This window comes from Streptomyces sp. Z423-1 (assembly GCF_013009255.1).
GTDB classification, from domain to species: domain Bacteria; phylum Actinomycetota; class Actinomycetes; order Streptomycetales; family Streptomycetaceae; genus Streptomyces; species Streptomyces gossypiisoli.
On record NZ_CP053109.1, the window covers coordinates 708,015 to 721,477 of the forward strand.

The following is a 13,463-nucleotide window of genomic DNA, read 5'->3' on the forward strand; positions in this document are numbered from 1 at the left end:
CTTCATGGTCACCCAGAAGCGGCGCGGGCGGAAGACCATGGGATGGCCGCTTGGTCAAGGCGCGGGCGGCCGGATGAAACAACGGTCGCCGCAGACGCCTCCGCCGGGCACGCGGTCGTACAGGCAGCAGCTGCGGCGCCGGAAGGCCGTGCGGTGTCCCTGCGGCCGTTCGCCCGCGCCCACCGGTCCGGGTCGAGGTCCACGGGGAGCAGCAGTACCAAGTCCCCTTCGGCCCTGGGCCTGCGGGTGTGCCTCCCCGGTAGCCCACCCTGGGGATGACTGCGGTCCGGTCGTACTCCATCGGCAGTAGGACCTATTGCGTGCTCAGGTACGACGACGGGAACAGCGCGACAGGGCATCGTGTTGGTTATGAGAGCCGACCGTTCGCCGCGCCGGGCCCAGGGCCCCCGCCGCCCGCAGAGGAGCAGGCCATGAGCGCCCTCGCGCTGTCCGTGCTGCTGTCGGTCGTCTCCGCCGTGGCCTACGCGGGCGGGGCGATCGTGCAGGAGCGCGTGGCGGAGTCGGACGGGCAGTACGCGCCCCTGCGCCGACTCAGCTGGTGGGCCGCGGTGGCGCTGAACGGCCTCGGTGGCCTGCTGCACGTGGCGGCCCTGGCCTACGGCCCGCTGAGCGTGGTGCAGCCGCTGGGGGCGCTGACCATCGTGTTCGCGCTGCCCATGGCGGCGTTGTTCGTGGGCCGCCGCGCCGGGTCGACTGCCTGGCGGGGCGCCATCATGGCGACCGTCGGACTCGCCGGTCTGCTGTCCCTGGTCGGCTCCTCCGACTCACGGTCGCTGGACGGGACTCAGCAGGCCGGTGCGTTCCTGGTGACGGCCGGTGTGGTCGCCACGCTGATGCTGGTGGGCCGTGCGGCGCACCGCCGTCCGACGGTCCGGGCGATGGTGCTCGCCACCGCGTCCGGCATAGCGTTCGGTATGTCCTCCGTGTTCACGAAGACCGTCGCGGTCGACTGGACCGGCGGAGTGACGTCGGCGCTGCTGCCCTCCCTGGCCGCGATCGGCGTGTTCGCCATCGCCGGTCTGCTGCTGTCCCAGGCCGCCTACCGGGGCGCCGGACTCGCGGCCCCGCTGGCCACGCTGACGGTCGTGAACCCCGTCGTGGCCGCCGCGGTGGGCATCACGATGTTCGGCGAAACCTTCCGCTACGGCACCACGGGCACCGTGCTCGCGCTGAGCTGCGGTGTGGTGGCGGCGGGCGGGCTGATCCTGCTGACGGCGGAACGCGTCGAACGCGCCCACGACGAGACGCCGCTGCCCGAGCCCGGCCCCGTCCCCACCGAGAAGCCGACGGCGCTCCCCCTGCGGGACGGCGTCTTCCTGCCGAGCCCGCTCACGGAGGGCGGGTACGGCAACAGCGGGTACGACGACGGCGGGTACGGCAACGCGGTGCGCGACAACGCCGCACCCACCGCTCCCACGGAGGCGACGCCGCCGTACTACGCGTTGTACGGCGCGCCGTACATACCCTTCCCCGCCGTGGACCACAGCCCCGTCCGGGTCAGATCCTGACCCCACCGGCCCGGAGATAGGCGAGCGGGTCGACGTCCGTGCCGAAACCGGGCCCGGTCCGCACCTCGAAGTGCAGATGCGGGCCCGTGCTGTTGCCGGTGGAGCCGACCCGTCCGATGCGCTGGCCTGCGCCCACCGACTGCCCGGCCTTCACGGAGATCGCCGACAGGTGCGCGTACTGGGTGTAGCGGCCGTCGGTGTGCCGGATGACGACCTGGTAACCGAAGGAGCCGCCCCACCCCGCGTCGACGACCCGGCCCGGCCCGACCGCCTTCACTGAGGTGCCGGTGGCCGCGGGGAAGTCGACGCCGGTGTGGTAGCCCTGGGACCAGCTGGAGCCGGTCGCGCGGTAGGCGGTGCCCATGGGGCCGCTGACCGGGGCGACGAGGGAGGTAGCGCGCCGGTCGCTGCCGGTGTCGTGGTCCGAAGCGGCCTTCTTCGGCGGGGTCTTGGGCGCCTGCTGGTTCTTGGGCGGCGTCTTGGGTGCCTGCTGCTTCTTCGGCGGGGACTTGGGCGCCTGCTGGGTCGGGGGCGACTTCCTCGACTTGCTCGACTTGCTCGGGGTGGCGGGGTCGGTCGTGGTGGCCGGGGCCTTGGCGCGCAGGTTCAGCCGCTGGCCCGGCAGGATTAGATCGGGGTCGGCCCCGATCGTCCTGCGGTTGGCGGCGTACAGGCGTGGCCAGCCGCCCTCGACGTCACGCTCGTCGGCGATGGTGGAGAGCGTGTCGCCGCGGACGACGGTGTACATCTCGGCGGTTCCGGCGCGCGACTGGGGCGTGGTCTGCGGCTGGACGTCCGCCACGGTGGACTTCGCGGTCCGGGTCGAGGTGCCGGCGGGTCTGATGTCCGGGCTCTCACCGCCCCGGGTCAGCCCGGCGCGCTGTGAGCACACCGGCCAGGCGCCGGGTCCCTGCCCGTCGAGTACCTTCTCCGCGACGGCGATCTGCTGGTCCTTGGTGGCCAGATCCGCACGGGCCGCGTACGCGGTGCCGCCGTAGGCCTCCCAGGTGGACTGGCTGAACTGCAGCCCGCCGTAGTACCCGTTGCCGGTGTTGATGTTCCAGTCGTTGCTCGACTCGCACGCGGCGACCTTGTCCCAGGTGGCCGCGTCGGCCGCGTGCGCGGCACCGGTGCCGACGAACGGGAGGGCCATTCCGGCGCCGCCCGCCGTGACGGTGAGCGAGGCGCGGTTGATCCTGTTCGGCTGATACCGGCGGTGCCGGCCGCGTACGGCCATGACGGAGCCCCCTCGACAAGCGTCAGGAGGGCCAAAAGTATGCGCCGCGAACAGGCCATGACAAGACGGCAATCGGCCGCGTGGGCGGGCCAAGTGGCGTGGATCGCACCCCCGTTGTCGTCGCGCCCGGCGCCTACTGAGGCGCCGGGCCCCTTCCGTACGTACTCAGCCCCGTCCGGTCCGGACGTGCGGTCGGCGGATCGGCACGTAAGGATGGCCGAGGGACGATACTGACGGCACAACGGACACACAGGTCGGCACCACCGATACACGATCTACAGGGCCCACGGGTCCCTTGAGGAGCAGGCGGTATGAGCACTTCAGCCCAGATCGGCGTCACGGGTCTCGCGGTCATGGGCCGCAATCTCGCCCGCAACTTCGCGCGCAACGGCTACACGGTCGCGGTGCACAACCGGACGGCGTCGCGGACGCATGCGCTGGTGGAGGAGTTCAGGAGCGAGGGCGAGTTCGTCGCGGCCGAGACCGCCAAGGACTTCGTGGCGGCCCTGGAACGGCCCCGCCGCCTGGTCATCATGGTCAAGGCCGGGGAGCCGACCGATGCGGTGATCCACGAATTCGCCCCGCTGCTGGAGCCCGGCGACATGATCATCGACGGCGGCAACGCCCACTTCGCCGACACCCGGCGCCGCGAGCGCGAGCTGCGCGAGCAGGGCATCCACTTCGTCGGCACCGGCATCTCCGGCGGCGAGGAGGGCGCGCTGCACGGGCCGAGCATCATGCCGGGCGGCTCGAAGGAGTCGTACGAATCGCTGGGCCCGATGCTGGAGAAGATCTCCGCGAAGTCCGCCGACGGGGCGCCCTGTGTGACACACGTGGGTCCGGACGGCGCCGGGCACTTCGTGAAGATGGTGCACAACGGCATCGAGTACGCCGACATGCAGCTGATCGGCGAGGCGTACCAGCTGCTGCGTGATGTCGCCGGGTACGAGCCCGCTCAGATCGCGGAGATCTTCCGCACCTGGAACACCGGCCGGCTGGACTCGTATCTGATCGAGATCACGGCCGAGGTGCTGTCGCACGTGGACGCGGCGACCGGCAAGCCGTTCGTGGACGTGGTGGTGGACCAGGCGGAGCAGAAGGGCACCGGCCGCTGGACCGTCCAGATCGCGCTGGACCTGGGTGTGCCGGTGTCCGGTATCGCGGAGGCGGTCTTCGCGCGTTCGCTGTCCGGTCACGCGGCGCTGCGGGCCGCTTCGCGGGGGCTGGCGGGGCCGAAGGCGTCGCCGCTGAGCTCGTCCGAGGCGGGGGCCTTCGCCGACCGGGTCGAGCAGGCGCTGTACGCCTCGAAGATCGTGTCGTACACGCAGGGCTTCCATGAGATCGCCGCGGGAAGTGAGGAGTACGACTGGGGGATCGACCTGGGGCAGGTCGCCTCGATCTGGCGCGGCGGCTGCATCATCCGCGCGGCGTTCCTGGACCGGATCCGCGCCGCGTACGACGCGCGGCCGGATCTGCCGAGTCTGCTGTCCGACGAGACGTTCGCGCGGGAGATCGCCGAGGCGCAGGACGACTGGCGTGAGGTGCTGATCGCCGCGACGCGGGAGGGGGTGCCGGCGCCGGGGTTCGCCGCGGCGCTCGCCTACTACGACGCGTTGCGGGCCGAGCGGTTGCCGGCGGCGCTTACGCAGGGGCAGCGGGACTTCTTTGGGGCGCACACGTATCGGAGGGTGGATCGGGACGGGGCGTTCCACACGTTGTGGGGTGGGGATCGGGCGGAGGTGTCCGCCTAGGGTCTCGGCGCAGTTCCCGCGCCCCTGAGGGCGCCGCGGTGGGCGGCGTTGTGAGTCGCCCACCGCTGTTCCTTTTCGCCCACCGCTGGTTCTTTGGTCGCTCACCGCTGTTTCTTAGGTGAGGGGTGGTCCCGGTTCTGGGTTCGGGACCGGTTCCGGGCCCGGGGGGATCGGGGACGGGGGCGGTTGCGGGATCGGGCGGGGGCCCGGTGGTTCCGGAGACGGGGGCTGCGGAGGTGGGGGTGCCGGGGGCGGTGGAGGGGGCGGTGCCGGGGGTGGTTCCGGGGCGGCACCGGGTGCGGTTCGGGATGCTGGGGATCCAGGCCCGGGGTCGGGACCGGGTCGGGGTGCGGGGTGGTCATGGTGTCCTCCGGCCAGTCGGTGAACGTCGGCACTGGACTACTCCCCCGCGTACCCGGCGGCCGTACCGCCAGTCACCCGCCGGAGTCACTCCGTGGCCCGGGCGCCCGCCGCCAGTCCCGGCCGGGGGCTGGACAGGACCGGGACGGTGGTCGAGGTCAGCTGCTGGGCCGGTGTCATGGAGGCCTGGGCGAGGACGATCGCGTCGGCGTCGGTGATCGTGTCGGCCGCGGCGGCGACCCGGCGGGCGTACTCGTGTGTGTCGCCCGCCGTGAAGTGGGACCAGGCGTCCTCGACGAGCAGGGTGCGCACCGAGGCGGGGCGGTCGGCGCGCCGGGCCTCTTCCTCGACGAGCTGCACCGTGGGTGCGAGGGTGCTCGCCACGGTGGCGAGGACGACGATCCGCGGTCCCGCGGCCACCGCGGCGGCCGCCATCGGACGGTCGACGCGCAGCACCGGCACCCCGGCCTCGGCGGCGGCCGCCTCCGCGACGCCGCCGATGCTCGAACAGGTGCACAGCACGGCCCGGGCGCCGTCGGCCACGGCCCGGTCCAGTACGGCCCGTACGTCGTCCGCGACCGACTCGGGACCGTCCTGCCCGGCCCGGGTCAGCAGGTCCTCGTGGACCAGGTGCCGCAGCTCCAGGCCCGGGTGGTCCTGGTCGCGCAGGGCGTCGAAGACCGGGACGTGCAGCGGTGAGGTGTGCAGCAGGGCGAGCACGCTCAGAACCGTCCGGGATGCGCCCGCAGCCACTCCTTCGCCGCGTCCAGCAGCGCGGGGTCGGCGGCGGGGGCCTGGTCGGGGTGGCGTTCGGCCCACTTGACGACGTACGGGCAGAGCGGGGCGACGGGGACGCCCTCGCGTTCGGCGACGGCGTACAGCTCGCGCGCCAGGGAGCCCGCGATGCCCTGGCCCTCGTGGGCCGGTTCGACGACGGTGTGCACGGGCACCAGCGCTCGCTGAGGGGTGTCGAGCACGAAGTACTCGATGCGGCCGACGACTTCCCCGCCGCCGACGGCCTCCAGCCGGCCCGCCGCCCGGTCGTCGCGGATCTCCATCTCGCTCATGAGCCCTCCTCGTCGACGGTTCACGCCCGCAGGGCCTGCGGGCTGCGCCGCTGGTTCGAACCCGGCACGGGTTCGCCCGGGTCGATGCCCAGGTCCACGATCCGGTTGTCGCGGTCCACGTGCACCACGCGCGGCTTGAGCGCCCGCGCCTCGGCGTCGGTGACCTGAGCGTAACTGATGATGATCACAAGGTCGCCGGGGTGGACCAGATGGGCCGCGGCCCCGTTGATGCCGACGACACCCGAGCCGCGTTCGCCCTCGATGACGTACGTCTCCAGCCGGGCGCCGTTGGTGATGTCGACGATGTGCACGAGCTCACCGGGCAGCAGGTCGGCGGCGTCCAGCAGGTCGGCGTCGATGGTCACCGATCCCACGTAGTGCAGGTCGGCCTGGGTGACGGTGGCTCGGTGGATCTTGGACTTGATCAAAGTTCGCAGCACTTTGGACTCCTCGAAGACGGCTCCCCGCCAGCTTTCTGCAGGTCAGGGGCGTTGTTCACTGTACATCGGCATGCCTTCGGCTCGAAGACCTCTAGGAAAATCGTGTGTTGCTGTGACCAGGCTTGCCGCCTGCGTATCTCTGCGCCAGCAGGCTGCCGCGAAGCCACCGACGGGGCGCACGCGCGAGGAGCCGTACGGGACTGATGCTGAGTGGATGCTGACCTACCTGACGTCTCATCAGGCAAGTCGGCAGCATTGAGCCTGCTCGGGGGTAATCGGATCACGGCTCGCAGGCGAGTGCGAGAGCGGGACGGGAGAGCCGACCAGCACGCTTCCCCACCACACGATCGAACGCTTCCTCGTCATTTCCCCTCTACGTCACGCCCAAGGCGCATGACCGTGTCGGAGGACAACGGTTAGGGGCGCGAATGATGTTCACCTGTTTTCCGTGACCCATCGGCCTCCAACTCGTCCATGAAGTACCAAACTCATCGTCGTGGGGCTGGCTGCCACCGTCGTCCTGCACGGCCGCTGCTTCCGGCTCACGGCGTCCTCAACCCGACCGCCCACCGCCTCCGTATCAACGTCAGAACGCCTGCTTGGACCTTCACCCGCGCCCCCCTCCTAGGGCGTGTTTCGAAAGTAGCGTCGTCCGCCCGGAGGGCGAGGCCCGCGGCGTCTGGTGCGGTGCATCGCAAGGCGGAGGGTCGCCCGCGTACTGGGCGTACGCGGGCGACCCCGACAACGCAGCGAGGCGCCGTGCCAGGCGTCGCGGGCCAGACGGGACTTTCGAAACACGCCCTAGCAAACACCGAACCCGACGACTCCAGACCGGGGACCGTGGCCTGGCGCTTCTTGCCGCCCTCGCCGACCACTGGGACTGAGTCCCCCACCCGCCGGACGGCAAGGCTGTCCGGGCCGTGCTGACGACGCCGGTCGAAGCGTGACGCACACGGCTTGGCCCTGGGAGGGCGATTACAAGTCCTCCTTGCCCGGATGCCGGAACACCGAGCTGGTCTGGACCGGAAGGACGTGCCCGTCGGATCGGCGGGATGCGAGTCGCCGAGCACGCTCCACGGCCCGTGATTTGTCTGCGCCACCGCGACTTCCGATCGGTTGGGGAAGCACGCCGTGGTCAAGCACACTGGTTCCCCGGGGTGCGTTCGGTCAGGGTCTCCGCGCGACGCATCGGCACCCGGTGTTTCCCGGCGGCCACGCGGTGGCTCCGGCCGGTGGGGTCGACGAAGTGGACCGGGACCGGACTGGACACCACAGCCTGCTCGCCGGAGATCTCGACCTCAACCAGTCCGTACGGAGTCGGCGCCACGCCGACCACCTCGCCCAGCGGGCCCGGCCGCGGGGCGATCCGCACCCGCTCGAACCCGGGCAGATCCGGCGAGATGCCCAGCACGTGCACGATCAGATCGCGGGACGGAGTGCTGGACCAACCGTGCACGGGCGTGCCCCAACCCCAGCACTCGCCGAAGGTGTCGTAGCCCTCGCGCAGGAACACTGACCAGTCGCGGACCAGGTCGACGAGCCGGATGCCGTGGCCCGCGCGGGCCACGGCGTCGTGCACAACGTAGCTGAAGAAGGGCTGGGCACGTACGATCTCGTGGTCGACGTCCCAGTCGATGCGCTGGATGCCGCGCCGCTGGTCCTCCTCCTTCTGGATGTCGTAGCCGCCGTCGCCGCCGATCCAGGAGCGGGTGACGACGGCAGAGCGGTCGATCATTGCCGCCGCGATCGCCCGCCACCGCTCACGCGGCGCGAGGCCCGCGACGATCGCGGCGATCGCGGCGGCGTTCGCGGCCTGCGAGGCGGCCGGCCGGCGCTCTCCGTCGACGATGTGGTCGACGTACAAGCCCCGGCACGGATCCCAGAAATCCTCGAACGAGACCGCCACACCCGCGTGCCGTTCCCGGGCCCGGGCCGCCGACCCGGCGTTGCCGACCCAGTCGCACAGGTCCGCGTACTCGGCGAGGCCACGGGCCCACAGCGCGGACACTATGGAGGTGCGGTCGGTGGTGAAGGCGCTCGACCAGTCCACCAGATTCCACTCCGGCAGGTCGCTCAGCGTCCCGTGCTCGTCGAGGTGGAGCTCGTACCAGCGCAGCACCCGCTCCACGGTCGGCAGACATGGGGCGAGGCGGGTGCGGTCGCCGGTGTAGCGGTAGAGGTTGTGCACGCCGTGGACCCAGTGCAGGGACCAGTCGGGGATGGTGAACCCGCCGAACTGCTCAAAGTCACCGGCCACGCTCAGCGGCAGGATGCCGTCCGGACGCGGCGAGTTGGCCAGCTCGACGTAGTGCTCCACCAGCCGCCAGTCGTCGTTCTTCGCCAGATGCACCATCTGGTGGACGACTCCATCACCGGTCCAGGCGCGCTGCTCGCGGGTCGGGCAATCGGTGTACGCATCGGTGGAGTTGAGCTGCACGGTGCGGACGCCCGCGCGGTAGATGCGGTCCAGATCCTGGTCACCGCTGGTGAAGTGGGCCCCGCCCGACTGCGGGTACACGTGCTCGTGAACGGCCGCGTCCACGAGGGTCACCTCGGCGCCGTCGGGGGGGTGCGCCGTCAGGTGGAGGTAGCGCAGGCCGGCCGGTTCCAGGGCGGAGTAGGTCGCCCGGCCGCCCGGGCAGTGTAGCGGGCGCCGGCCTCGTAGTCGGAGGTGGTCTCCGTGACACCGACGCGTTTGGGCTTCTCGCGGTGGCCGAGTTCGAGGACGGTGCCGGGCGAGGCGTCGACGGTCAGTTCCACGAAACCCGTGGTCAGCGCGCCGAAGTCGAGAATGACGTCGAGCCTCTGGTCGCGGTCGATCGAGGCGGACAGCGGCAGACCGGTACGGACCGGCGTACCCGGGTCCTCGAGATACTGCACCACGCGGGCCGCCGGATGCGGGCTCGCCCAGTGCGGCTTCGGCCGGATTCGGGCGTCCAGGACGGCCGTCGGCCGTACGGTCGGGCCGCCGAGCACGGCGATCGGCCGGGGGAGCAGCTTCCCGTACGGACTGACCGGTGGCCGACTGCGCCCGAGCCCGCCCCAGTGCCTGGCCTTCAGGATGGTTGCGGTCGGCCAACCGCTGTCGTCAAGGCCAGGGCCGGTCCAGCCGGTTGGCAACGCTCGGGCGTCCAGCACCTCGCAGGGGACGCCGAAGGAGCCCAGCATGCTCCACGCGGTGGAGCGGTGCACGCGCCACGAGACGTCGCTGGAAAGGTCGCCGGCTCCGTCCCACCGCGCATCGAGTACGAGACAGGCGTCACTGTTGATGCCGCCCTCGGGCGGCGCCGACTGCCACCACGACGTGGCCCGGCCGTAATAGGAGGCCAGCACCGCGATCACGTTCGGGCCGCGGCGCAGATGCCGGACCACATCGAACGCCTCGTAGCGCCAGCGGCGCGGCTGCGCCCGCACCGGCGCGGACGTCGGCACGGCCGACAGGTGAAGCTCCTTGCGGAAGAGCACCCGCGAGAACCCGCGCCTTCCGCCCGTCCCACTGGACACGTCGTCGACGCCCGGCACCGGGGCGGGTTGGGCCCCGATCCAGTGGCCCTGCCATGGCTCGTCGTGCCCGGCAGGGCTGGCAGAACTCACGCTGACCACCGAACGGTCGCGACGATGGCCATGCACCCGCCGGGACCGAGAGGTCACAACCCTACCCGTGAGGGCTGCAGCAGGGATGGTCCTCTAATGAGCGGCGCGCTCATCCTGGACAGCGAGGGCCCGGCCAAGGCCGTCCAGCGCGACCGCGAGGTCCACGAACGGCTCACCGCCGCCCGCGACGCCGGCCTTCCAGTGATCACCTCCGCCGCCGTGCTCGTCGAGGTGATCCACCCCCGGATCAACGACGCCGCTCAAGTGGACGCTGTCCCGGCTGCGCGTCGAGCCCGTCACCCAGGCCCTCGCCCAGTCCGCCGCCGCCCTGCTGCGCACGACCGGCCTCCACGGCCACAAGTACGCCATCGACGCCATGTCTGCGCCACCGCCCTCGCCCAACCGGGCCGGGTCACCATCCCTGACGTCCGACGTCGAGGACATTACGATGCTCACCATCGACCACCGGCGCGTGACCGCCGAGAAGGTCTGACCACACCGCCGTGTTCCAGCCGAACTCCGGACTTCCTGACCGACGTGGCCTTGTCAATGGCCGGAACTACAGCTCGGCCCCCGAGAAGTGCCGCCGCTCGGCGCACCCATGCTTCTACAGCGCGCGCAAAGGGGCCGGAGGCGTCAACCCTGGCCCTTCCTGATCAGGCCCACTGAGACGATCTCCCGGAACTGGACGGACTGCTGCCCCTGGAGACGCCATGGAAGCGACGGACATGCCAGCCGGTTCGTCACGTGCCGTCGCGCCGACCGAGAATTCCCAGCCTTGCCATCTTGACCCGCTGGTAGCCCTTGGCGACGATCTCTTGGTGCAGAACGGCGCGATGTGCTCGCCTTCCTCCCATCACTGCCGCAGCGATTCCAGGTAGGGATCGAGGCTGGTGGGGCTGGCCCCCGCCTGCTTCCTGCAGGTCAAGGGCGGCCTCCGGAGCCTATAACGATCCGCATCTGCGGTCAGATGTCCCAGGGTGTTTCAGGACTCACACTGGCCCATTGTTGACTCTCCCAGCACGCCATCAGGCCTCGGCAAGCGCCGCGTCCGGGACACTCCACCTCCTCCCACCCTGCCGACCGGCTGAGCCCATGGACGCACATCGAGGCTGATGCGTCCCCAGGTCCTCCGGCTACAGCGAGACCGCCGTCAGCACGAGACCACAGCACACCAGCCAGCGGCCGCCGACCGCTGTGGGCGCCTTGCCGGCCAAGCCGGGCCGCTGGCGCAGAACCCTGGCGCAGAACCCTGGCGCGGAAGAACGGTATCTCGGCTTCGAACTCCACCTCGTCGTCAAAGCCGAGGCGGTCCCCCGTCATGGAGAACCAGCTCTTGAAGACCGACTCCTTGGCGCTGAACAGCAGACGGTCCCAGTGCACCGAAGGGTACGAGTCCGCCAGCACAGCCAGCGCGGGACGCTCCGGGGCGATCATCACTGCCTCCAACACCCCTTGTGGAAACGGGCGGTGTGGCTCGGCATCGATTCCGAGCGACATGACATCCTCACGGCTGGCCACCGCGGCACCGCGATAGCCATCGCAGTGGGTCAGGGATCCCACCACTCCGTCAGGTCACGACGGCACACCGTGCTCGTCCGGCGGCAGGGGAACGGCCGGTCGGCCCAGCGCTGACAGCGCCGCACGGGCGCAGTGGCATCCCGTGGCGAACTCCCGCCTCCGCGCGTCCAACGCACTTGCGATCGCAGTCTCTTCCTCCGGGAACAGTGAGACGTCCGCCACGTCACCGAACACCTCCGCTGTACGCACCCCCGCCGGCACCAGACCGGCGATCAGGTCCGCGACCATCCCGTCCCTCCCTTTCGGAGTGCTCCAAAACCTTTGTGTGACAAGTGAATTAGGATCCGACGGCAACAGTACAGCTTCACTTCCGTGTCGAAGGCAGGAGAACCGCATGAAGCACATCGATTTCGTGACCCCCGGCGATATCAGGTATGAGGACTTACGCCGGGGCGAGAACCTCCGGTTCGTCGGTGAGCCGGACGAGATACATCTGGTGGGATCCGCCGCTGAGATCGAGCAGGTTCTTTCGCGTGCCGTGCGGTCGGGCAAGCGGGTGGCCGTGCGCAGTGGAGGGCACTGTTACGAGGACTTCGTAGCCAATTCAGACGTCCGTGTGGTGATGGACATGTCGCGGCTGTCGGCGGTCGGATTCGATGAGGAGCGCGGCGCGTTCGTCGTCGAGGCCGGTGCCACTCTGGGCGCGGTCTACAAGACGCTGTTCCGGGTGTGGGGCGTGACGCTGCCCGGCGGGGCGTGCCCCGATGTGGGGGCGGGCGGGCACATCCTCGGTGGGGGCTACGGCCCGCTGTCCCGGATGCACGGCTCGATCGTCGACTATCTGCACGCGGTCGAGGTCGTCGTGGTCGACGCGTCGGGCGACGCGCGGACCGTGATCGCGACGCGCGAGCCGGACGATCCGAACCATGATCTGTGGTGGGCGCACACCGGGGGTGGCGGCGGGAACTTCGGCGTGGTCGTCAGGTACTGGCTGCGGACCGCCGAGGGCGACGTACCGCCGGAGCCCGGCCGGCTGCTGCCGCGGCCGCCGGCCGAGGTGCTGCTCAACACGACGGTGTGGCCGTGGGAGGGGCTGGACGAGGCGGCCTTCGCGCGGCTCGTACGGAACCACGGCAGGTGGTTCGAGCAGAACAGCGGCCCCGACTCCCCCTGGTGCGACCTCTACAGCGTGCTGGCCCTCACCCGCAGCCAGTCCGGTGCCCTCGCGATGACCACGCAGCTCGACGCGACCGGCCCGGACGCGGAGAAGCGGCTGGAGACGTATCTCGCGGCAGTCTCCGAGGGTGTGGCCGTGCAGCCGCACAGCGACACGCGGCGGCTGCCGTGGCTGCACTCGACGCGCTGGCCGGGGATCGCCGGGGACGGCGACATGACCGGACGGGCCAAGATCAAGGCGGCGTATGCGCGCCGGAGCTTCGACGACCGGCAGATCGGCACCCTGTACACGCGCCTGACCAGCACCGACTACGACAATCCGGCCGGGGTCGTCGCGCTCATCGCCTACGGCGGCAAGGTCAACGCCGTCCCGGCGGACCGGACCGCGGTGGCACAGCGCGACTCCATCCTCAAGATCGTGTACGTCACGACCTGGGAGGACCCCTCGCAGGACCCGGTCCACGTGCGGTGGATCCGCGAGCTGTACCGGGACGTGTACGCGGACACCGGCGGCGTACCGGTCCCCGGTGGCGCCGCCGACGGCGCGTACGTCAACTACCCGGACGTCGACCTCGCGGACGAGGAGTGGAACACCTCCGGGGTGCCGTGGTCCGAGCTGTACTACAAGGACGCCTACCCGCGCCTCCAGGCGGTCAAGGCGCGCTGGGATCCACGGAACGTGTTCCGGCACGCACTCTCCGTGCAGGCTCCGCCGACCTGAGACGGCACCGAGGGGTCCGGGTTCCCGCGCGGGGACCCGTACCCTCGGCGCTTCCGCCCCTGCCCGC

The 13,463-nt window shown here is 70.8% G+C and carries 11 protein-coding genes and 2 pseudogenes; 4 read left to right on the top strand and 9 right to left on the bottom strand.

From position 1 onward, the window contains the following. Positions 1–54: 54 nt before the first annotated feature. A pseudogene (locus HJD23_RS03310) lies at positions 55–150 on the bottom strand ((2Fe-2S)-binding protein); the annotation flags it as partial. A gap of 281 nt (positions 151–431) precedes the next feature. On the opposite strand from HJD23_RS03310, the gene HJD23_RS03315 reads away from it, so the two are divergent. After that, positions 432–1,529 (top strand): DMT family transporter, encoded by a 1,098-nt coding sequence (locus HJD23_RS03315; RefSeq protein ID WP_171107850.1) that lies wholly within the window; start codon positions 432–434, stop codon positions 1,527–1,529. Here the strand turns inward: HJD23_RS03315 and HJD23_RS03320 are convergent. Then, positions 1,519–2,766, bottom strand: coding sequence for a transglycosylase family protein (locus HJD23_RS03320; protein ID WP_171107852.1), 1,248 nt, complete (start codon positions 2,764–2,766; stop codon positions 1,519–1,521). The two genes, HJD23_RS03315 and HJD23_RS03320, sit on opposite strands and share 11 nt — an antisense overlap. Positions 2,767–3,077: 311 nt before the next feature. Between HJD23_RS03320 and gndA the strand changes: the two genes are divergently transcribed. Continuing rightward, on the top strand, positions 3,078–4,517 hold the full coding sequence (gndA, locus tag HJD23_RS03325) for an NADP-dependent phosphogluconate dehydrogenase (RefSeq protein WP_171107854.1): 1,440 nt from the start codon (positions 3,078–3,080) through the stop codon (positions 4,515–4,517). A 447-nt stretch (positions 4,518–4,964) separates the two neighbouring features. On the opposite strand, the gene HJD23_RS03330 is transcribed toward gndA, so the two are convergent. The 5 genes from HJD23_RS03330 to HJD23_RS03350 all read right to left on the bottom strand — a co-directional run bounded on the left by HJD23_RS03330 (position 4,965) and on the right by HJD23_RS03350 (position 9,978). Then, on the bottom strand, positions 4,965–5,597 hold the full coding sequence (locus HJD23_RS03330; RefSeq protein WP_171107856.1) for an aspartate/glutamate racemase family protein: 633 nt from the start codon (positions 5,595–5,597) through the stop codon (positions 4,965–4,967). A 2-nt stretch (positions 5,598–5,599) separates the two neighbouring features. Next, on the bottom strand, positions 5,600–5,944 hold the full coding sequence (locus HJD23_RS03335; protein ID WP_171107857.1) for a GNAT family N-acetyltransferase: 345 nt from the start codon (positions 5,942–5,944) through the stop codon (positions 5,600–5,602). 20 nt (positions 5,945–5,964) lie between these two features. After that, on the bottom strand, positions 5,965–6,384 hold the full coding sequence (panD, locus tag HJD23_RS03340; protein WP_171107859.1) for an aspartate 1-decarboxylase: 420 nt from the start codon (positions 6,382–6,384) through the stop codon (positions 5,965–5,967). Positions 6,385–7,519: 1,135 nt separating this feature from the next. Beyond that, the gene (locus tag HJD23_RS03345; protein WP_171107862.1) at positions 7,520–8,926 is read right to left on the bottom strand and encodes a hypothetical protein; all 1,407 of its coding nucleotides are present in this window, start codon (positions 8,924–8,926) and stop codon (positions 7,520–7,522) included. A gap of 35 nt (positions 8,927–8,961) precedes the next feature. After that, on the bottom strand, positions 8,962–9,978 hold the full coding sequence (locus HJD23_RS03350) for an alpha-L-rhamnosidase N-terminal domain-containing protein (RefSeq protein ID WP_171107864.1): 1,017 nt from the start codon (positions 9,976–9,978) through the stop codon (positions 8,962–8,964). A 96-nt stretch (positions 9,979–10,074) separates the two neighbouring features. Here HJD23_RS03350 and HJD23_RS03355 point away from each other — a divergent pair. Continuing rightward, positions 10,075–10,471, top strand: a pseudogene (locus HJD23_RS03355) (DNA-binding protein). 473 nt (positions 10,472–10,944) lie between these two features. Here HJD23_RS03355 and HJD23_RS43375 read toward each other — a convergent pair. Together HJD23_RS43375 and HJD23_RS43380 are read right to left on the bottom strand one after the other, a co-directional pair. Continuing rightward, the gene (locus HJD23_RS43375) at positions 10,945–11,478 is read right to left on the bottom strand and encodes a 4'-phosphopantetheinyl transferase superfamily protein (protein WP_346770334.1); all 534 of its coding nucleotides are present in this window, start codon (positions 11,476–11,478) and stop codon (positions 10,945–10,947) included. 75 nt (positions 11,479–11,553) lie between these two features. Next, the gene (locus HJD23_RS43380) at positions 11,554–11,787 is read right to left on the bottom strand and encodes a hypothetical protein (RefSeq protein WP_232108095.1); all 234 of its coding nucleotides are present in this window, start codon (positions 11,785–11,787) and stop codon (positions 11,554–11,556) included. A 106-nt stretch (positions 11,788–11,893) separates the two neighbouring features. Between HJD23_RS43380 and HJD23_RS03365 the strand changes: the two genes are divergently transcribed. Next, positions 11,894–13,396, top strand: a complete 1,503-nt coding sequence (locus tag HJD23_RS03365) for an FAD-binding protein (protein WP_171107866.1) — start codon at positions 11,894–11,896, stop codon at positions 13,394–13,396. Positions 13,397–13,463: the final 67 nt, after the last annotated feature.

Excerpts from the sequence above, each read along its gene's own strand:
- HJD23_RS03315 (WP_171107850.1), top strand. The coding sequence starts at position 432 with ATGAGCGCCCTCGCGCTGTCCGTGCTGCTGTCGGTCGTCTCCGCCGTG.
- HJD23_RS03320 (WP_171107852.1), bottom strand. The coding sequence starts at position 2,766 with ATGGCCGTACGCGGCCGGCACCGCCGGTATCAGCCGAACAGGATCAAC.
- gndA (WP_171107854.1), top strand. The coding sequence starts at position 3,078 with ATGAGCACTTCAGCCCAGATCGGCGTCACGGGTCTCGCGGTCATGGGC.
- HJD23_RS03335 (WP_171107857.1), bottom strand. The coding sequence starts at position 5,944 with ATGAGCGAGATGGAGATCCGCGACGACCGGGCGGCGGGCCGGCTGGAG.
- HJD23_RS43375 (WP_346770334.1), bottom strand. The coding sequence starts at position 11,478 with ATGTCGCTCGGAATCGATGCCGAGCCACACCGCCCGTTTCCACAAGGG.
- HJD23_RS43380 (WP_232108095.1), bottom strand. The coding sequence starts at position 11,787 with ATGGTCGCGGACCTGATCGCCGGTCTGGTGCCGGCGGGGGTGCGTACA.
- HJD23_RS03365 (WP_171107866.1), top strand. The coding sequence starts at position 11,894 with ATGAAGCACATCGATTTCGTGACCCCCGGCGATATCAGGTATGAGGAC.